The organism is Sphingobium sp. CFD-2, from assembly GCF_024611135.1.
GTDB lineage: Bacteria > Pseudomonadota > Alphaproteobacteria > Sphingomonadales > Sphingomonadaceae > Sphingobium > Sphingobium fuliginis.
In genome coordinates, this window is the sequence record NZ_CP084406.1 from 524941 (window position 1) to 544694 (window position 19754).

Annotated in this window: 18 protein-coding genes and 2 pseudogenes; 16 read left to right on the plus strand and 4 right to left on the minus strand. The window is 61.9% G+C overall.

Going from position 1 to position 19754, the window contains the following annotated elements; all coding sequences use genetic code 11:
* Nucleotides 1-44 precede the first annotated feature (44 nt).
* The 3 genes from LDB29_RS22625 to LDB29_RS22635 are packed head-to-tail and all read right to left on the minus strand — an operon-like array spanning nucleotide 45 to nucleotide 3963.
* Nucleotides 45-1712, minus strand: coding sequence for a thiamine pyrophosphate-binding protein (locus tag LDB29_RS22625; RefSeq protein ID WP_257557993.1), 1668 nt, complete (start codon nucleotides 1710-1712; stop codon nucleotides 45-47).
* Nucleotides 1705-2451 (minus strand): cyclase family protein, encoded by a 747-nt coding sequence (locus LDB29_RS22630; protein ID WP_257557995.1) that lies wholly within the window; start codon nucleotides 2449-2451, stop codon nucleotides 1705-1707. Before LDB29_RS22630 ends, LDB29_RS22625 begins: the two co-directional genes overlap by 8 nt.
* Before the next feature lie 21 nt (nucleotides 2452-2472).
* Entirely contained in the window at nucleotides 2473-3963 is a 1491-nt protein-coding gene (locus LDB29_RS22635; protein ID WP_257557997.1) for an aldehyde dehydrogenase, read from the minus strand.
* Between the two features lie 423 nt (nucleotides 3964-4386).
* On the opposite strand from LDB29_RS22635, the gene LDB29_RS22640 reads away from it, so the two are divergent.
* The 7 genes from LDB29_RS22640 to LDB29_RS22670 all read left to right on the plus strand — a co-directional run bounded on the left by LDB29_RS22640 (nucleotide 4387) and on the right by LDB29_RS22670 (nucleotide 9662).
* On the plus strand, nucleotides 4387-4641 hold the full coding sequence (locus LDB29_RS22640) for a plasmid stabilization protein (protein WP_257541693.1): 255 nt from the start codon (nucleotides 4387-4389) through the stop codon (nucleotides 4639-4641).
* Nucleotides 4638-5045 (plus strand): type II toxin-antitoxin system VapC family toxin, encoded by a 408-nt coding sequence (locus LDB29_RS22645; protein ID WP_257541695.1) that lies wholly within the window; start codon nucleotides 4638-4640, stop codon nucleotides 5043-5045. The genes LDB29_RS22640 and LDB29_RS22645 overlap by 4 nt, the downstream gene beginning before the upstream one ends.
* Nucleotides 5046-5100: 55 nt before the next feature.
* The gene (locus tag LDB29_RS22650) at nucleotides 5101-5391 is read left to right on the plus strand and encodes a putative quinol monooxygenase (protein WP_257541697.1); all 291 of its coding nucleotides are present in this window, start codon (nucleotides 5101-5103) and stop codon (nucleotides 5389-5391) included.
* 725 nt (nucleotides 5392-6116) lie between these two features.
* Entirely contained in the window at nucleotides 6117-7571 is a 1455-nt protein-coding gene (gene istA / locus LDB29_RS22655; RefSeq protein WP_218036328.1) for an IS21 family transposase, read from the plus strand.
* A complete protein-coding gene (gene istB, locus LDB29_RS22660) occupies nucleotides 7568-8335 on the plus strand; it encodes an IS21-like element helper ATPase IstB (RefSeq protein WP_054944222.1) in 768 nt (255 codons plus the stop codon). Before istA ends, istB begins: the two co-directional genes overlap by 4 nt.
* A 145-nt stretch (nucleotides 8336-8480) precedes the next feature.
* Nucleotides 8481-9452, plus strand: a complete 972-nt coding sequence (locus tag LDB29_RS22665) for a diiron oxygenase (RefSeq protein ID WP_257557999.1) — start codon at nucleotides 8481-8483, stop codon at nucleotides 9450-9452.
* A 63-nt stretch (nucleotides 9453-9515) separates the two neighbouring features.
* Complete coding sequence (locus LDB29_RS22670) at nucleotides 9516-9662, plus strand: rubredoxin (protein ID WP_373886195.1); 147 nt, start codon at nucleotides 9516-9518, stop codon at nucleotides 9660-9662.
* Nucleotides 9663-9718: 56 nt separating this feature from the next.
* On the opposite strand, the gene LDB29_RS22675 is transcribed toward LDB29_RS22670, so the two are convergent.
* Nucleotides 9719-11032, minus strand: coding sequence for an aminotransferase class I/II-fold pyridoxal phosphate-dependent enzyme (locus LDB29_RS22675; RefSeq protein ID WP_257541702.1), 1314 nt, complete (start codon nucleotides 11030-11032; stop codon nucleotides 9719-9721).
* Between the two features lie 51 nt (nucleotides 11033-11083).
* Between LDB29_RS22675 and LDB29_RS22680 the strand changes: the two genes are divergently transcribed.
* The 9 genes and pseudogenes from LDB29_RS22680 to LDB29_RS22720 all read left to right on the plus strand — a co-directional run bounded on the left by LDB29_RS22680 (nucleotide 11084) and on the right by LDB29_RS22720 (nucleotide 19639).
* Nucleotides 11084-11962 carry a glutamine amidotransferase gene (locus LDB29_RS22680; RefSeq protein WP_257558001.1) on the plus strand — a complete coding sequence of 293 codons (879 nt, stop codon included), beginning with the start codon at nucleotides 11084-11086 and terminating at the stop codon, nucleotides 11960-11962.
* A 37-nt stretch (nucleotides 11963-11999) separates the two neighbouring features.
* Nucleotides 12000-12473, plus strand: coding sequence for a hypothetical protein (locus LDB29_RS29445; RefSeq protein ID WP_373886180.1), 474 nt, complete (start codon nucleotides 12000-12002; stop codon nucleotides 12471-12473).
* A gap of 19 nt (nucleotides 12474-12492) precedes the next feature.
* On the plus strand, nucleotides 12493-13227 hold the full coding sequence (locus LDB29_RS22690) for a hypothetical protein (RefSeq protein ID WP_257541706.1): 735 nt from the start codon (nucleotides 12493-12495) through the stop codon (nucleotides 13225-13227).
* 23 nt (nucleotides 13228-13250) lie between these two features.
* Nucleotides 13251-13877: a GTP cyclohydrolase I FolE gene (gene folE / locus LDB29_RS22695; protein ID WP_257541708.1), complete on the plus strand. Its 627-nt coding sequence runs from the start codon at nucleotides 13251-13253 to the stop codon at nucleotides 13875-13877.
* A complete protein-coding gene (locus LDB29_RS22700) occupies nucleotides 13874-15082 on the plus strand; it encodes an MFS transporter (protein ID WP_257541710.1) in 1209 nt (402 codons plus the stop codon). The genes folE and LDB29_RS22700 overlap by 4 nt, the downstream gene beginning before the upstream one ends.
* An 81-nt stretch (nucleotides 15083-15163) precedes the next feature.
* Nucleotides 15164-15589 (plus strand): annotated as a pseudogene (locus tag LDB29_RS22705) (ArdC-like ssDNA-binding domain-containing protein); the annotation flags it as partial.
* 497 nt (nucleotides 15590-16086) lie between these two features.
* A complete protein-coding gene (locus LDB29_RS22710) occupies nucleotides 16087-18138 on the plus strand; it encodes a reverse transcriptase/maturase family protein (RefSeq protein ID WP_257558003.1) in 2052 nt (683 codons plus the stop codon).
* Nucleotides 18139-18161: 23 nt separating this feature from the next.
* A pseudogene (locus LDB29_RS22715) lies at nucleotides 18162-18692 on the plus strand (ArdC family protein); the annotation flags it as partial.
* Nucleotides 18692-19639 (plus strand): hypothetical protein, encoded by a 948-nt coding sequence (locus LDB29_RS22720; RefSeq protein ID WP_257541714.1) that lies wholly within the window; start codon nucleotides 18692-18694, stop codon nucleotides 19637-19639. The pseudogene LDB29_RS22715 and the gene LDB29_RS22720, both read left to right, overlap by 1 nt.
* Nucleotides 19640-19754 lie beyond the last annotated feature (115 nt).

Genomic DNA, 19754 nt, shown 5'->3' on the forward strand with positions numbered 1-19754 from the left:
CCGAAAATCAGTCATCCAGCCTCTTCGGAACGCAGCCAATCCACCTAATAGAACCGGGCCGGATCGGAGGGCGTCCAGGCGGGCGGATGCAGCGCCAATATGTCGGTCATGACCTCCACGATGACCGGCGCATCCTCCTTGATGGCGGATCGCAGCGCGGAGCCCAACTCGCCCGGCCGCTCGATCCGACAGGATTTGCAGCCGAACGCGCGCGCGGCGGCGGCATAGTCGACCGGGGAGAAGCGCCAGTGATGATCATGGTCGGTATTGTCGGCCCAGACTGGCTTTTCCTGGCTGAGGCCGTTATTGTTGGAGACGATCGTGACGGTGTTGATGCCGTAACGCCGCGCCGTCTCCATTTCACTCATATGGTACAGGAACCCGCCATCGCCGGTGAAGCACAGGACGGGCCGGTCGGGCTGCGCGCATTTGGCGCCGAGCGAGGCGGGATAGGACCAGCCGAGCGATCCGGCGGCGCGCAGCAGGCCCTGCCCGCGCCGGTCGAGATAGATGTGGCGCGCCGCCCAGGCGGCGGCATGGCCGGTGTCGACCACCAGAAGCGCGCCTTCCGGCAGTTCTTCCGACAGGGTGCGGCACAAGCGTTCGGGACGGATCGGCAGGGCGTCCGACATTTCGGCCGGCGCCGCCGCCTGCGTCCAGTCCGCGCGCAATTCTTCCACATGCCGCAGCCAGTCCCGCCGTACCGGCATGTCCGTCAGCGCAGCGGAAAATTGTTCCAATATGGTTTTCGGATCGCCGCAAAGCGCGGCCTGCAACGGATAGTTGCGGCCCAGTTCGCGGGCGTCCACGTCGATCTGGATCGCGGCGATGCCGGGTTGGGGCACCTTCCAGCCGGTGGTCGTCATGCTGCCCGCCATGGTCCCCACGAAAAGGACCAGATCGGCCTCGCTCACCGCCCGGTTGGCGGCTTCCCGCGAATAGATGCCGCAGACGCCGAGCGAGAGCGGATCGCTTTCCCGCAACACCGCCTTGGCGTCGAGCGAGGTGGCGAGGGGCAGCCCGTGCCGCCGCACAAAGGCCGCCAGCGCTTCCTGCGCGCCGCTCGCGCGGATGCCCGATCCGGCGATGACGACGGGACGCATGGCATGGCGCAGCAGGTCGGCGGCGCGGCGGACGTCGGCGGCGGGCGCGGCATGGCGGACCGCGGGGCATGAAGCGAAGGCCGGATCGGGCAGGGGCGCAGGGTCCATCGGATCGTTCAGCACTGCGCCGGTGAAGCCCGCCAGTTCCAGATGGACCGGGCCGGGCGCGCCGCCGGTCGCCACCCGCATGGCCTGGCCCAGCATGTCGGGCAGGCGCGAGACCAGGTCGATGCGCGACGTCATCTTGGTCAGCCCGGCGAAAATGGGCTGCTGGTCGACCTCCTGATATTGGTTGCGGTCGCGGGTGGCGGCGGTGCTGCCGCCGGTCAGCGCCAGCACCGGGGATCGCGCCATCAACGCGTCCAGCAATCCGGCGGCCAGATTGGCCGCGCCGATCTGCTGCGCCCCGCACAGGCCGATCCGGCCCGAAGCCCGCGCATAGCCGTCCGCCATATAGGCGGCCGCCTTCTCGCCATGGGCGACGACGGGCAGGACCCCGGCAGCCTGCATCGCCTTGACCGCCCCGGGCAGCAGCAGCGGGACATGGAAGAAATGAGTCGCGCCGCAGGCCGCAAGCGCGTCGGCCAGATACCGGTCCCCGCTATACACCGGCTCGGGCGATCCTGCGGGCCAGCACCCGCGCTGGCGAACCGTCGCCTCCGGCGATGGGCAGGGCGCCGAACAGGAACTCGACCCGATCCCCGACGAAGGCGGCGTGCCCGGTCAAATGCTCGCAGATCAATATGCCGTTGGCGAGCAGCGTGCGGTGGACCGGCCAGTCGAAACCGGGTTGCCGAAGATGATAGACAAGGTCGGGCGTCGCGAAGTCGCAGGCCAGCATCTTGATGCGCTTTTCCAGCAGCCATGTGGCGGCTTCGGGGCTGAAGCTCGGATGCCGTTCATAGTCCGGCGTGCCGAAGCGGGCGGCCCAGCCGGTGTCCACCGCCAATATGTCGCCCGCCTGCAGGAGCGGGCGGCATTGCTCAAGCTCCGCGACGGAGATGATCTGGTCCGGCCCCTTTTCGATGCGCCAGACGACGCCTTCGCCGCTCAGCCGCTCCGGCGGGATCGACGCCATGTCTGGCGCGTCCTCGAAATAATGCAGCGGCGCGTCGACATGCGTCCCGGCATGCGCGACCATGTGGATGTCGGTGACGTTGAACGGGTCCTGGGGCAGCGAACGCAGCCTGCCGAAGCTGGGCCTCGGAAAGATCGACGCGCAGGGCATGTCCGGGCCGACATCATGGGTCAGGTCGACCCAGGGACCGGCTGGCTGGACCGGCCTGCTTGCCGGCAGGTCCAGCCAGCCGATCCAGCCATCCGGCGCCTTGGGGCATTGATCGCACATCGGCTCATCCTCTTCTGCCGTTCAGGTCTGCACCTGGAACGGGTCCCGCTCGCTTTCGGACAGGTTGATCATCACATTCTTCGTGGTCAGGAATTCCTTCAACCCCTCTTCGCCGCGCTCGCGGCCGAAGCCGCTGTCCTTCACCCCGCCAAAGGGCGTCTGCACGGCCACGGCGCGATAGGTGTTGACCCACACCATGCCGGTGCGGAGTGCGGCGGAAACGCGGTGCATGCGGTTCAGGCTCTGCGTCCAGATGCCCGACGCCAGGCCGAAGCTCTGGTCGTTGGCGATGGCGATCGCCTCCTCCTCCGTATCGAAGGGGATGATGGAGAGCACGGGCCCGAAAATCTCCTCCTGCGCAACGCGCATGCGGTTGTCGACGTCCGCGAAGATGGTGGGCTTGACGAACAGCCCGTCGCGCAAAATGCCGTCGCGCGCCGCTTCGCCCCCGGTGATCAGCCGCGCGCCGTCCGCCTTCGCGGACTCGATGAACGACAGGATGCGATCGAACTGCGGCCGGTTGGCCGCCGTGCCCATCTCCGTCGCGGGATCGAGCGGATCGCCCAGCCGGATATTCGCCGCCCGGCGCGCCAGTTCCTCCACCACGCCGTCATGGACCGACCGCTGGACCAGCAGGCGCGACCCGGCGATGCAGGTCTGCCCCGTCGCCGCGAAAATGCCCGCCAGCGCGCCCACGGTCGCCTTGCCCAGGTCCGCATCCTCGAAGATGATGTTGGGCGATTTCCCGCCCAGTTCGAGGATCACGGGCGTCAGGTTGCGCCCAGCGGCGGCGGCGATTTCCCGCCCGCCATGGCTGCTGCCGGTAAAGCTGATCTTGTCCAGCCCGCCGCCTTCCACCAGCGCCCTTCCGGTACGCGCGTCTCCCGTGACGACGTTGAACACGCCCTTGGGGAATCCCGCCTCCTCCACCAGCCGCGCGAATTCCAGCGTGGTGACGGACGCATGCTCGGACGGCTTCACCACCACCGTATTGCCCGCCGCCAGAGCCGCCGGCACCTTGTTCGCCAGCAGCGCGATGGGGGAATTCCATGCCGTGATGACGCCGATCACCCCCAGCGGCTCCATCGTCGCATAGTCGAAGATGTCGGACCGGTCGACGGGAATGACCTTGCCGAATATCTTGTCGGCATAGCCCGCGAAGAAGCGGAAGACCCGCGCGCAGAAGCGCATCTGCGATCGGGTTTCGCGTATCACCTTGCCATTGTCGGTGGACTCCAGCCTGGCCAGCCGGTCGGCGTCGCGCTCGATCAGGTCGGCCAGGCGGTGCATCAGCCGGGCGCGCTCCACCCCCGGCACCCCGCGCCAGCGCCGTTCGAAGGCCTCCCGGGCGGCGGCGACGGCGGCGGCGACGTCGGACGGACCGGCTTGCGAGATTGTCGCCCAGACATTCTGGTCGAACGGATTGACGGTCGGAAAGCGCTCGTTCGTTTCCGGCGGCACCCACTGCCCGCCGATGAAAAGGTCGTAATCCTGCCGCTCAGCCAATGTCATCCTCCCGCCTTTGGCACAGTCCTAGCCCGCCGACGCTATGCCCTCCAATATGTTTCCGGTGAGCGAGAATAACGGAAGCTTATGGTGCCCGCCGTTCCACCATAAGCAGCGCTTCTCCTGAATGCCATTTGGATATTGGCCTTCGATCCCCGCGATCCGGATGATTTCGCATCGGAAATGCGCGCAGGACAGCGGGCCATGCGGGACCCGGATGAGAACTATATCTACTCCATAGCCCTCCATGCCCCTACAAATTAGCGAGCAATCTGGGTTCAGGTGGGCAGAGGCGGCTTGACCAGTGCTGCCACTTGGTCCCCATGCGTGATGTTCCACGCACACGCGCGATGGCGAGCGCACCTTGCAAATGATGGCAATTCAACTATATTGATAGCATAGCCATCACCTTTTACGAGGCGCTATCAGATGCCCGCCGTCACCATTCGCAACTTGTCCGACGAGACACACCGCGCCCTCAAGGTGCGCGCCGCCCATCATGGGCGCAGCGCCGAAGCCGAAATGCGCGACATTCTTGAAGCGGCGGTTCGTCCCGCGAACCGTCTTCGCATCGGCTCGGCCCTCTCGGCCTTGAGCCGCGATGCCGGGCTGACCAATGCCGATTTCGAGGCGCTGGAACAGGGCCGCGATCGGACGCCTGCCAAGCCCATGAGCTTTAAATGATCGTTCTCGACACCAATGTCGTTTCCGAGGCGATGAAACCGGAACCGGCTCCCGCCGTGCGCGACTGGCTCGACGAGCAGGCCGCCGAGACCCTCTATCTCTCCAGCATCACCGTCGCCGAACTGTTGTTCGGCATCGCAGTCCTGCCGGACGGACGGCGCAAGCAAAAGCTCGCGGCCACGCTCGACGGGATGCTCGACCTGTTCGACGGCAGAATCCTTCCCTTCGATACTTCTGCCGCCCGTCATTATGCCGACCTTGCCGTGAGCGCCCGCAAAGCTGGCAAGGGCTTTCCGACACCGAATGGCTACATCGCGGCCATCGCCACCGTTCACGGATTTGCGGTCGCCACACGAGACGATAGCGCCTTCGTTGCCGCTGGAGTCGCAGTGATCCACCCTTGAACAGCAACATAATAGGGAAAGCGGCAATGCCGAATTCCCAGAAAGATACGGTCTCATGCTCAAGGTCATCGCCCAGGATTTCATCAAGCCGGAAGCGGTCGAGATCGTCCTGCCGCTCTACCGCGAACTGGTCGAGAAAACCCGACAGGAAGAGCATTGCATCGCCCATGACCTGTTCATTGACCAGAAAGACCCCGGACACTTCATCTTCAGCGAGGAATGGCCGGATCGGGCGGCGCTGGACGCTCATTGCCGGAGGGAGCATTTCACGCGCCTGGTGCTGCTCATTAATGCCCATCAGCGGCAGGATGCGACATTCATTCTGATGGATGCGTTTCCGGCTTGATCCAGGATTTTCGGTTGCCCGGCGAAAAATATATTTGCTGATCGGCGGCTTTGTGTGTTTCCGCTCTGGCGTATTCCCGCCCTTACGACGTGATAGGTCTGCAAGGAGGGCAAGCCTTCGCCCTGACCGGCACTGGCGTTGCCGGCACACCCCCTTCTGCAGGAGACCCCGCAACGCCCCCTGAGACTGCGGACCCGCTTTGCCGTAACTCGTCTCGAGCTAGAAGAATGGCGTTCGGTGCCCAGCGCGGAGATCCGCAATGCCCCGAAAGAGCGCCGAACCCGCAAGCGGGCGACCAAGCTCAGACGATCCCGCTTTCCTAAAGCGCTTCACGATAGCCCAAACCAAATTGGCAAGCGAACCAAAGCCATTCCCTTCAGCCAACAAGCTTCGCCGCTATTCAATTTCAGTAACCGACCTCATCTGCCCAGCAGGCCTCTACCGCTGGACTCTCTTTTTCGATTCGCTATAATGACCCATGCTATATTATATATTGGCATAGGTCATTATTCTGTGAGCGCACATACGCCACGCACGTGAAGGATCAAGTCAGCCACGCAAACGTGAGAACGGCGGTGCAAAATTAGACCACGGTGGCGGCGGCGAAGTGCTGCTGCGGGCGGCGTAAAAGTCGTCCACTTTGCCTTCTTTGCGCGAGCAGGGAGGGCGTGGAGATATATACCGTGGATCTTTACCTGAAGGTGCGTCTTGCTTGCGCGGGCGGCATGAGCCAGCGTGAGGCGGCGAAGCATTTCAACGTATCGCGCGACACGGTCCGCAAGATGCTGTCGTATTCGGAGCCCCCCGGTTACCGCCGGACGGCGGCGGTGCGGCGGCCCAAGCTGGAAGCGTTCGTTCCGATCATCGATGCATGGCTTGATGGTGACCGTCAGGTTCCGCGCAAGCAGCGTCATACGGCGAAGCGGGTATTTGACCGCCTTCGCGAAGAGCACGGTTTCACCGGCGGCTACACGATCATCAAGGATTACATCCGACAGCGCGAGCAGCGCAGCCGGGAGATGTTCGTGCCGCTGGCGCATGCGCCCGGCCATGCCCAGGCAGATTTTGGTGAGGCCATGGTCGAGATCGGCGGTGTTGTGCAGAAGGCGCATTTCTTCGTGCTCGATCTACCGCACAGCGACGCCTGCTACGTGCGCGCCTATCCCGCTGCCGTTGCCGAGGCATGGATGGACGGCCACGTGCACGCCTTCGCGTTTTTCGGCGCGGTGCCGCTGTCGATCGTCTACGATAACGACCGCTGCCTGGTCTCGAAGATCCTGCCCGACGGCACGAGGCAGCGCGCCCGGCTGTTCAGCGGCTTCCTGTCGCATTACCTGATCCGCGATCGTTACGGCCGTCCCGGCAGGGGGAACGACAAAGGCAGTGTTGAAGGGCTGGTCGGTTATGCTCGCCGCAACTTCATGGTGCCGATCCCCCGGTTCGCGACGTGGGAGGCGTTCAACCTGTGGCTCGAGGAGCAATGCCGCAAGCGTCAGAACGACCGGCTGCGGGGCGAGAGCGAGACGATCGGCGAGAGGCTGAAGCGCGATCTGGCGGCGATGCAGGAACTGCCGGCTGCCCCGTTCGAGGCTTGTGACCAGACCAGCGGCCAGGTCTCGTCGCAGGCGCTGGTGCGTTACCGGACCAATGATTACTCGGTGCCGGTGCGCTTCGGCCATCAGGAGGTATGGATCCGGGGCTATGTCGGCGAGGTGGTGATCGGCTGCCGGGGCGAGGTCATTGCCCGTCATGTGCGCAGCTACGAGCGCGAGGACGTGATCTTCGATCCCATCCATTACCTTCCCCTGATCGAACAGAAGATCAATGCGCTCGATCAGGCAGCGCCCCTGCAAGGCTGGCACCTGCCCGAAGCGTTTGCAACGCTGCGCCGCCTCATGGAAGCTCGTATGGGCAAGCATGGTCGGCGCGAGTATGTGCAGGTGCTGCGTCTGCTGGAGAGCTTCACGCTTGCCGATCTGCATGCGGCCGTAAAGCAGGCTCTCGATATCGGGGCGATCGGCTTTGATGCCGTGAAGCATCTCCTGCTGTGCCGGGTGGAGCGCCGACCACCCCGATTGGACATGGCGATCTATCCCTATCTGCCCAGAGCCAGGGTGGAGACGACATCGGCGCGCTCCTACATGCAGTTGCTCTCGGGCGATGCGAAGGATGCGGCATGAGCAGTCCGTCCCCCGAGCTGTTACTGGCCAGCCACCTCAAGACGCTCAAGCTACCAACCTTCCTGCGCGAGCATGACAAGCTGGCCCGGCGATGCGCGGCCGAGGGCGCAGATCACGTCCGCTACCTTGCCCGGCTTGTCGAACTGGAGCTGATCGACCGGGAACGCCGGATGGTCGAGCGCCGGATCAAGGCTGCGAAGTTCCCGGCCGCCAAGAGCCTCGACAGCTTCGACTTTGCCGCGATCCCCAAGCTCAACAAGATGCAGGTGCTGGAACTGGCACGCTGCGACTGGATCAACCGCCGCGAGAACGTCATAGCCCTTGGTCCCTCGGGAACCGGCAAGACCCATGTGGCGATCGGCCTCGGCCTTGCCGCCTGCCAGAAGGGCCTGACGGTCGGCTTCACCACCGCGTCCGCGCTGGTCAGCGCGATGATGGAGGCACGCGACGAACGCCGCCTTCTGCGCCTCCACAAGCAAATGGCCGGATACAAGCTCCTCATCATCGATGAACTGGGGTTCGTGCCGCTCTCGAAAACCGGCGCGGAACTGCTGTTCGAGCTGATCTCGCAGCGTTACGAGCGCGGCTCGACGCTGATCACCAGCAACTTGCCGTTCGACGAGTGGACCGAAACGTTCGGCTCCGAGCGCCTGACAGGCGCGCTCCTCGACCGGCTTACCCACCACGTCTCCATACTCGAGATGAACGGAGAGAGCTATCGTCTGGCCCAAAGCCAGGCGCGCAAGGCACGCTCCAACCCCTGACAGAAAAGACCATCCGTGTGTTGGCGACCCCCACTCGGGCTACGCCCTCGCGGCGCTCGCCAGCACACGGATCACCCGGCCTGATTTTGCGCCGCCCAATGGCCGACTTTTACTCCGCCGTTGACACAAACGGAAGGATCTGCGAATGCTTACCTGCCAGAGCCAAACCATCGATCTCCAAACGCATGCCTGCTCCCAGTCGCAGCTTATGCTGCACAGAATCGCGGAGGGCTGGATGAAACGGGCGAAGGTGCGACGAGAGCCAGTCGAACTCGACTTCGACCCCACGCAGGCGGACTTCCTAGAGAAATTGCTACCGTTCTGCGAACATCCACGGTTCCAGTCGCTTTCACCGAATGACCGGCAGAAGATTCTTTCGTGCGGATGGTTGATATACAATGAAAAGACCGTTGCAATCGAAACAGCTATCGTCACGCCGTCCTGCAATGACGCTTTGGCCGGGCAAATTCCCGGTCTTGGCGGTGATACTTTCCGCCATATCATCTGCGAAACCTTGGTCGACGAAGCTTATCATCTTCTGCTCGTGGAAAATGCCAATCGCCTGACTCGCTTCCACCGAGATCTCGGACATATTCGCGTTCCCACGTTTAATCTCGTTCGATTTATGGAAATGGAACAGGCTGGCTATAGCGAGCCATGGCAACGCATCCTCATCCAACTTGCGACGTCGGTCGTCTCGGAGATTTTCGTTTCAGACTATCTTCATCAACTCTCCGACTGCCAAGATATTCAACCGATGAATCGCGCGACTGTCGCGGCGCATCGGCACGACGAGCTTGCGCACAGCAAGATCTTCACGCTTCTGGCGGAAGCGTTCTATCCGGCACTCTCGCCCGTCGAAAAGGCTTTCTTCGCGGAGATTCTTCCCAAGCCCATAGCCTGGTTCGCCGATATGGAGCTCGATGTTTGGGAGTCGGTTCTCCAGCAACTACAGATTCCCGGCGCTGCAAGCATCATTGCCGACTGTCGTCCGCTGAATGCGAATGCAGCCCTGCGCGTCGACTATTCCGGAGTTACAGAGTTGGCCCGCAACCTGGGCGTTCTCGACACAGCATGTGGCCAGGATGGTTTCCTTGCCCTTGGCATTGCGGCCTGAAAATATTCGAGGTGAAATATGCAACCATCATTTCAGGACGCAGCGCCCGTGCAATACAAATGCATGCTCTGTTCCTTTGTCTATGATGAAGTCGAGGGCTGCCCCGAACATGGGATAGCGCCCGGCATATCATGGGAAGATGTCGATGAGGACTGGTGCTGTCCGGATTGCGGTGCCGGAAAGTCTGAGTTCTTCCTGAAAGATTATTGAACTGACCCGCGCGATACCGCTCCTGTCAGGGGTATCGCGCGGGAGTCCTGAACCGGTCAACTGTAGACAGCCCGCCCAGGCATCAGGCTCTCGGCCAATGCCGCAGCCACGCTTTCCTCTTCACCTTGTTTGAGACCAGCAATACCGATGCGCACGCCGGGCTCACTACGAAGGCGGAAGACCTCCCCGGCCTGAATCGACCAGCCACGCACTAGCATGCCCTGCACCGCTTCTGCCTCCCGCGCCACCGGGACCCAGACATGTAGACCCGACGCCCCATATCCCGTCAATCCGCGCCCGGCGAGGCAGGATATGAGTTTGTCACGACGCCCGGCATAGGTCTTGGAGGCATTGTCAATGATCCGGGTCGTCTGCGGATCCGACCACATCCGAAAAGCTAGTCGCTGAAGAATGTGGCTGACCCAGCGCGGGCCGAGCGCCTGCTGGTCACGTAGACGGGCAATCGTCATGGCATCACCGGCGGCCAGCGCAAGACGCAGATCCGGTCCGAGAAATTTGGAAACTGATCGAATGACCGTCCAAGGTCTCTTTTCGGCATCACGCGGGGCGAGCGTGTAACGCTTGGCCCCAGACACGCCCCCCGCGTGATCGTCCTCGACGAGCAGCACACCGGGATAGGCGTCGAGGACATCGCGAAGGGCCCGGGCGCGGCCTGCGGTCAGGCGTGCGCCGGTGGGGTTTTGTGCGCGGGGGGTGATGACAAGGGCCTTGATACCCGCCGTCAACGCGGCCCCGAGTGCTTCGACAGTAATGCCGTCATCGTCCATGGCGATCGGGACAGGGCGCAGACCCAGCGCTCGGACAAGCAGCAGCACCGAGACATAGCCGGGATCCTCGACACCTATGGCATCTCCAGAACGGACATGCGCACGAAGGGCGCGCTCAATTCCATCCATGGCACCGGAGACAACGCCAATCTGCCGGGCCGTTATGCCTTCGCTAGTGAGCACCTGTTTCCCGAATTCGATGAACAGCTGATCATCATCGACCATTTCATATCCACCGGAGGAAATCTCCAAGTCCTGCAAATAGGTCTTTAAATCAGGAAGCAGCGAAGCGTCGACATTACCAGATGCAAGATCACGTGCGTCGGCTGGAATGATGGGCCGGTAGGCATCAAGGGGCTGAACACCCGCAACAAGCGATCCCTGCCTGCCGGCCCCAGTTATCAGGCCCGCATCTCTTAGCCGGGAATAGGCAATCATTACGGTGTTGCGATTGACCCCCAATTGATCCGCAACATCGCGCACGGACGGAAGTTTATAGCCCGCGCCGATCCGACCCGTCCTGATGGCCTGTTCAACGCTACCGGCGATTTCGGCTGCGGTCCTTCCCGAGATCAGCTTCATTCGTATCCAGTCCTCCTTCCCCAATTCGCGTCCCTCGTCCGATTGCATGTCATGGCCGATTACCGCCCGAAAATCACTAGCTGCCACTGCGACCCCCGTTTGCGCTTGAACATCAACCTTCAAGACATTACAAATGGATTGTGTCAATATCATAATGTCCTATGTCATTATGGAGGCCATGTGCTTAAAACCGCCGTTGCAATCCGGCATCTGGCATTCGAGGATCTTGGCGTCTTCGAACCGGTGCTCCTGAAGGCGGGCTTCAAGGTCCACTACTACGACATCGGGGTCGATGAGTTGTGGACACTCGAACCTGTCAAGACAGAGCTTCTCATTGTCCTTGGTGGGCCGATCGGCGCCTACGAAGACGATAAGTATCCCTTTCTGCTCGATGAGCTCAAACTTCTCAGGGAGCGACTCGCCGCGAACCGCCCGACCCTCGGCATCTGCCTTGGGGCGCAACTCATCGCCCGCGCACTCGGTGCCCGTGTCTATCCCGGCCCCGCGAAGGAAATCGGGTTCAAGCCCGTCACCCTGAGCCCGGCCGGCGAACGGTCCCCTCTCGTGGCGCTCGGCGGGGCACCGGTGTTGCATTGGCACGGCGATACGTTCGATCTGCCAGCCGGGGCTGAGCATCTCGCGTCAACAGACATTTGCCTCAACCAGGCATTCTCATACGGCAACGCGCTCGGTCTGCAATTCCATCCCGAAGCCGGCGGGCCGGGCTTCGAGCGATGGCTCATTGGACATGCGCTTGAGTTGTCGGAAGCAAATGTCGATCTGAGCGTCCTACGCGCCGACAGCGAACGATATGCCAAACCGCTCGCTGCCGCAGCCGGGCCAATGCTTGAATCCTGGCTTCGAACCTTGCGCAGGTCAGACACTTTCGACTCGTACGCTCGAACCCCGCCGCAGGCGAGCGGCTCGTAGTGATCGCTCCCAGCCTCCCTGATTGAAGGATACCTCTATGTTGCAGACGGCCGACCCATGCCCCTCCAGCACGAAGAGCGACACAGCGCTCTGGTCGGCCGTCACAGAGGAGGCTCGCCATCAGGACGAGAATATCGAGCTGATTGCCTCTGAAAACACTGTCAGCGATGAGGTTCGTGCCGCGCGGGGATCGATCCTTACCAACAAGTATGCCGAAGGTTATTCCGGCGCCCGCTACTATGGCGGCTGCATACTGGCCGATACGATCGTGGAAGCCTGCTGCGATCACGTGTCGATTGGCATGTCGGGTGATTTCGAGACCGCTATCGAGGAAGGCGCCACGATCGCCCGGGTGGGGACCAGACCATGTTCGGTCCACGCGTCCTATCGGACGCCTACTACTGGCCCACCTCCGTCAACGTCCAACCCAGCGGCGCCCACTAACGCGGGCGCCCGCCATAACTCAAGCAGAGGAAGTCCGAAGATCCGCAGAGCAAATCCCACCAGTTAGTTGCATAAGGAGAAGATGTATGTCGCATGTTTCCGAAAACTTCCACCTCGCCCCCGCCGTCGCCACCGACGATTACGTCCGCGACGTTCTGGCTCTCGTCACGCAGGAGGAATACCAAGCCGCCTGCGATCAACTGGGGCGCATGTACGGGCTGCGATACAGCGAGGCTGCTGGGCATCCGCTCAACATCAAGACCATCATCAAAGGGCGCGATATCTCCTTTGCGCAGGGCGTGTCCTTACCGTCCCGGATTTTCATGCTTCTGCATAGCCTTGGTCACTATTTCTTCATTTGCGCGGCGAAGCAGAAGAATATCGAGCGCTACGCGTACATCTACGACCTACGAGGCGTACAATCGGCGCTCCATTACTATGAAACGGAAGGCCAAGCCAACGGACTCGATGCGCCACCGGAGATGACCGACCAGAAGCGCAAAGATCGGGTTTCGTTCGAAGTCGGCGCGAATAATTTCGCGGTCGACCTGATTCGCCACATCGGTTTCGCCAACGGCGCGAATGTTGTGCGGGCCTATGAGGCCGGTGATATAAATTACATCGTCGATGTCTCGGGTTTCGGCAAAAAGGCCATCGTTCCGACCGACGATGATTATCTGCGCAAATATGTTTGCGCCGGTCTTACGATCGATCCCGATGATACCTATGACGATGGCGTTTACGACGCAACCAGCTTCCGCGTCGACGGTATCGACTGGGACTATATCGAGGACATCAAACTGGAAATCCATTTCTTCTAGGATTGTGCGAAAGGGGATTGACCATGTTTGATGCCGTATCGATCGCGCCCGACGCACGACCAACAGCCACTGAAGCCGAAGAAGCTGTACGGACACTGCTCCGCTGGGCAGGTGACGATCCGGACCGCGAAGGATTGCTTGGTACGCCAGATCGGGTCGTGCGCTCCTATGGCGAATTTTTCGCCGGCTACGCGATGGAGCCGCAAGAGGTTCTTGGGCGAACATTCGAGGAGATTGAAGGGTACGATGAGATCGTCGCCTTGCGCGACATTCGGTTCGAAAGCCATTGCGAGCACCATATGGTGCCTATCGTGGGAACCGCCCATGTCGCATATCTGCCCCGGACCAGGGTCGTGGGTATCTCCAAACTGGCGCGTGTCGTCGAAGGCTATGCGAGACGGTTCACAATCCAGGAGAAGATGACGGCACAGATCGCTAATGCCATTACCACTGTTCTCGAACCGCGCGGGGTTGCGGTCATTGTCGAGGCATCGCACCAATGCATGACGACGCGCGGCGTGCATAAACCGGGTGTCGCGATGATCACAAGCCGGATGACCGGAAGTTTCAGGGAAGATCTCGGTACAAGACTGGAGCTTTTTTCTCTCCTCGGCATGCGGCCCGGTGCCAGTCTGGAGGGAACCGGTTGAATTTGATCAATGTTTTGAAAAATGCCCGCAGAAGCGGGGGCACGGGCATCCAGTTCGCGATTCTATGGGTCTGTTTATTCATCATCGGCTCGGCGGAAGTCATCGCCGGGCCGATGATGACCGTGATGGGCAGTCATTTCAGCGTGCCATCGAGCCGTATCGCTCTTCTTCCTGCGGCCTATGGTCTAGTATACGCGGCAGTCGCACTTGCCGCAGGACCTCTGTCCGACCGCTTTGGTCGGAAATACATGTTGGTGGCTGGCCTTCTCGGTCAGGCAGCAACGCTGTCGGTTCTGCCGCATTGCGGCAGCCTCACCATTGCGGTCTGGCTGTCAGGATTGGCGGGCTGCAGCGCGGCGATCATCCAACCGAACGCCTTGACGATGGTCGCCGATGAGTCGCCTCCCGATGAAATTGGCCGGCGGATCGCAAGGGTCTTTGTAGGGCTGATGACTTCCTTCGTGGTCACGCCCGTTTTGGCCGGCTGGATGGCAAGCGAAGTTGGCTGGCAACATGCGTATCATATCCTTGGAGGAACTGCGCTTCTCTGCGCTATCGGGGTTGTCGTCCGATGCCCCCCTGGTAAGCAGGGGCGCCCAACATCCTTCTTCTCCACTCACGGGGCAGCCTTGCAGACGGTAGGCGTCCGCACCGGTCTTGCGACCAGCTTTCTATGGCTAGGATGCGCTGCCGGTTTCGGAGCCATCGTGGCAAACGTCGCAGCTCGCAGCCTGACGCTTACCACCTCCGGCGCGGGGCTTATCGCGGCCTGGTTTGGACTTGTCGTCATCGCCGGGAATCTGTGCGGCCATGATCTCGAAAGGAGATGGCCGATATTGGCGCTGCCTGCGCTCACTGTTGCCTCGGCAACAGGCATCGCTTTGTTCGCCCTGCCTGTGGACTCGCCCTATCTTCTCGCGCTCCTGGGAACACCCTGGGCCTTCGGCTACGGCGCCGCAGGGCCGCTTCACCACGCGCGACTTAATCATCTTTCCGAACGGTGGCGCAGCACGATCAACTCCTATCATGCCAGCCTGCTCAATCTCGGAATTTTCGCGGTGTCGGGCCTATATGCGATCATGACACCTCACCTTTCACTTGGCTGGTTCTGTGTCGTCATCGCTGGCATCTGTATCTCGGGAACAGCCTTCATCCCCAGCACACAGCGAAGCCTCCCTGCCGCGAGCCCCCGCAACGCCCCCTGAGAGTGAGAGTGCGGACGGGTTTTCCGTGACGGGTTGAGGGCTGGAAGAGAGGCTTCCGGCGCCCGTCGCGGAGCAATCCCGATGGCCAGATATGATCGCGGCGCGCGCACCGGCGCTGACCGCACGAACCTCTACGACGACATCACCAACAAGATCATCGCCGAGCTGGAGCAAGGCCGCCTGCCGTGGGTGCAGCCATGGGGCGCGTCGCCGGGCACTGCACCGCTCGGCCTGCCGAAGAATGCCAGCACCGGCCGCGCCTATTCCGGCATCAACATTCTCATCCTCTGGGGCGCGGTCATCCAGCACGGCTTCCCCGGCCAGAGCTGGCTGACCTTTCGGCAGGCGTTGTCGCTCGGCGGCAATGTCATGAAGGGCGAGCGCGGCACCACCGTCGTCTATGCCGACCGCTTCACGCCCGAGGACGAGAAGCGCCGCGCCCGGGAAACCGGCGACAACGCACAGTCCATCCCGTTCCTGAAGAGGTTCACCGTCTTCAACGGTGCGCCGTAAAGGCGGAAGTAAAAAGGAGCTCTACCATGAGTAGATGATCTTGCTGGCTATAGATCATGCCCACTGGACCAACCTTGGCTAGAAATAGCTGAAATCCCGAAAGGGACAGGGGAAAGTAGCATGTTCAGAAAAGGTCCGGAAGCGCCAGAACCATTTGCGGCGTCATGGATCAGGGCAAGACGTGTATGGTGAAAGCTATACTGCCTGAACCCCAGTTTGCAGCGGCTAATAACGGAGCGGTGTCGCAGAATGGTTGACGCGGCACATCGGAGAAATGGAGGAAAGGGCGTTGAGTTCCTCCCGAGCAAGCGGTGATGCCGCGAGCCTGCCAGCTTCTCCGGCGCACCCTCTGTAGGGAGGGGCAAGTGAACGAACGGGGCACCTAACCACGTCGGAACTCCGACTTCCGTAATTACGGGATCGCCTAAACAGGACGGCTTGCCGGACCTGCATGGCGACGGAGCCGCCATAGTACTCAAATGCCCGACGTAATGGTCGGGACAGTCTCCACTCTGATGGGGAACGAGCGCGGCCATAAGTGCGGGGCAACCCGTGTGAAAAGCCTCACCGCTCGGGGGAAGGGCGGCAGCGACTGCGATCAGACAATCTCACGAGGAGGTGTGCTAATGCTGCCAGTTACCATCGAGAGGGCCGTCAGATCACTCCCGACCATCATCAGGTCGGGTCGGCGGGTCAATGGACTCTTCCGCCTCATGAAAAGCCCGCTCCTTTGGGAGCATGCCTATCAGCAGATCGCGCCCAACAAGGGTGCGATGACGCCCGGCGTTGACGGCAAGACACTCGACGGCTGTTCGCCCGAGATGGTCAGGTCGATCATCGACCGGTTGGCGGACGGAAGCTATCGGCCCAAGCCGGTACGTCGGGTGTATATCCCGAAAGCCAACGGCAAGAAACGGCCGCTTGGCGTGCCGACCACGGAGGACAAGCTCGTCCAGGAAGTGGTGCGGACGCTCCTTGAGCAAATCTATGAGCCGCTGTTCTCGCAGCACTCGCATGGATTTAGGAAAGAGCGATCGTGCCATACGGCGTTGGAATCTATCCGCGCCAAATGGACGGGGGTGAAGTGGCTGATCGACGTTGATGTTGTCGGGTTCTTCGACAATATCGATCATGATGTCCTGATCGGTCTGTTGGAGAAGCGGATCGCGGATCGTCGCTTTGTGCGTCTGATCCAAGGCCTGCTCAAGGCAGGTTATATTGAGGACTGGGTCTATCATCGGACCTACAGCGGTACACCGCAAGGCGGGGTCGTTTCCCCGATGTTGGCGAACATCTATCTGCACGAACTTGACATGTTCATGCAGGATAGGATCGCCAGCTTCACCAGAGGCAACAAGCGCGCACCATCGAAAGATGCGAGGCGCTTGGGTCTAAAGGTCTGCTACCTTCGGAAGAAAGTGGATGCGATGCGGGCCGCAGGGTCCGCAGACTCCCAAAAGATCGCCTCCGTGCTGGAGGAGATCGGTCGGCTCAAGGCAGAACGGGCAACCGTTCCGGCCAACGATGCCCTTGATCCCCACTATAGGAGACTACGGTACTGCCGCTATGCTGATGACTTCCTCATCGGCGTGACCGGCAGCAAGGCGGATGCACGCCAGTTGATGGACGAGGTCAGGGTCTTCCTGACCGACACCCTGAAGCTGGAAATGTCTGCCGAGAAAAGTGGAATCCGAAAAGCCACGGACGGGGCGCGGTTCTTAGGATACGAGGTCTGCACCAGCACCAACCGCAATCCGCACAAGGCGATCTTCTATGGTCGATCCACCTTGCGGCGCGGCTTGGCTGACCGGCTGCGGCTCCGAGTGCCAAGGGACCGGGTGGTCCGGTTCGTCAATGATAAGGGCTGGGGCGACTATGAAGCCTTCCGCCCGCGTCATCGGCCCGCGCTGCGCTTCGCAAGCGACGTGGAGATCGTCCTTGCCTACAATGCCGAATGGCGCGGCTTTGCGAACTATTATGCTCTAGCTGACGACGTGAAGCGCAAGTTGAATAAGGCCGGTTACTTCGCCTTGTTCTCCTGCGTCAAAACCATCGCCGCCAAGCATAGGACATCAGCTCGCAGCGTCTTCGCCAGACTGCGGCGTGGGATGGACTTCTTCATCCGCTTCGAGGTGGGAGATGAACCCCGCGCGATCAAGCTATGGCAGTTGAAGGACCTGCGACGACATGTCCGATCGTGGGGCGGGATCGATAATCCCCGCTCCGCCCAGTTCGTGTTCAGCAGAACGGAGCTGGTCGAACGACTCAACGCCCGCCAGTGCGAGCGTTGTGGTCGGGATGACCTTCCCTGTGAGGTCCATCACGTCCGCCGGGTCGCGGAGATGCAATATGCCGGGCTGTCCCGCTACATGCGGTCGGCACGGCAGAGCAAGCGTGCGGTCCTCTGCGTCGCTTGCCACAATAGCATCCACGCCGGTCAACCAACCGACCGCCAACGGCGGATAGCACGCAGTCGTGGAGAGCCGGATGCGCTGAAAGGTGCACGTCCGGTTCGGAGGGGGGCCGAGCAATGTTCTCTCTGAGACTTTGCCGGCCTACCCTACCGGCGCAATGCGAGGGACTGCCCGACGACATCGCCACTGTTGCGCCACCACCGCCTCCGGGCCTGATCGAGCCGAAGGTCGAGGCGCTGATCCGCGCCACCGGCATCGACTTCCGCATCGGCGGCGATCGCGCCTTCTACGCGCCATCGCAGGATTTCGTGATGGTCCCGCCGCCACAGGCCTATTTCGAGCCGATTAACTGGCACCGGACGGCGCTGCACGAAATCGGTCACGCCAGCGGCCATCACAGCCGTCTCAACCGGGATCTCACCGGCTCCTTCGGCTCGAAGAAATACGCCTTCGAGGAGATGATCGCCGAACAGATTTCGGCCTTCAGTTGCGCCGCCCTCGGCATCGTGCCGACCGTCCGCCACGCCGATTATATAGGCGCGTGGCTGGAGGTCATGCGCGAGGATTCCCGCGCCATCGTCCGCGCCGCCTCGCAGGCCAGCAAGGGCGCCGACTGGATATTGTCGTTCCTGGCGGAGTCAGACGACGGTTTCGCGGCGGAAACCAAGCGGGAGGCAGCGTGATGAACGCGCTCGCCTTTCCCGGCTTCGTGCCCGATCCCGCGCAGTCGGCCGACGTCCGCCTGCGCGTCCTCAGCCTCGGTGCCGGCGTCCAGTCCACCACGCTGGCGCTGATGGCCGCCCATGGCGAAATCGGCCCCATGCCCGATTGCGCCATCTTCGCCGATACGGGCTGGGAGCCGAAGCCCGTCTATGAGCATCTGGCCTGGCTCTCATCGCCCAACGTCCTGCCGTTTCCAATCCATATCGTCTCGGCCGGTGATCTGCGCGCCGATCTGATCGCCGGTGCGCGCGGGGCGCGATGGGCCTCGATCCCGGCCTTCACCCGCAACGTGACGCCGGCCGGAACCGAGCTTCCCGTCTATGATGAGGACGACAACGGCGATCTTGTTGTCGTCGGCTCCCGCATCCTGCCAACCGATCAGGTCGGCGTCGGCATGATCCGGCGCCAATGCACGGGTGATTACAAGATCGTGCCGATCCGCCGGAAGGTGCGCGAGCTTCTCGGCATTGCCCGGCGGCGCTCGCCGGCATCGCCCGTGGCCGAGCAATGGCTCGGCATCTCGCTCGACGAGGCGCTGCGCATGAAACCCTCGTTCGAGACGTGGCAGCTCAACCGCTGGCCCCTGATCGAGCGGGGCCTGACCCGCCGCGATTGCCTGCGCTGGCTGGAGCGGCACGGCTATCCGCTGCCCCCCAAGAGCGCCTGCGTCGGCTGCCCGTTCCATTCCGACGATCATTGGCGGCACATGCGCGACCATGATCCCGAGGCATGGGCCGATGCTATATTGGTCGATGCCACCATTCGCACCGGATTCCACGGCATTCGCGGCGAGGTCTATCTGCACCGCTCCGCCGTGCCGCTCGACCGGGCCGATCTTTCGACCCCGGCCGATCACGGCCAGCTCGATCTCTGGCCGAACGAGTGTGAAGGCCTATGCGGGGTTTGATCCGCAGTAACTCCACAAAAGCGTAAAGCCGGGTTTCCGGCTTTACGCCTCCTCGGCTCTGCGGCCCTGCCTTCTTAGAGTAAGAGGGCGGGGCTTCGCTTCGTGACGGGTTTGA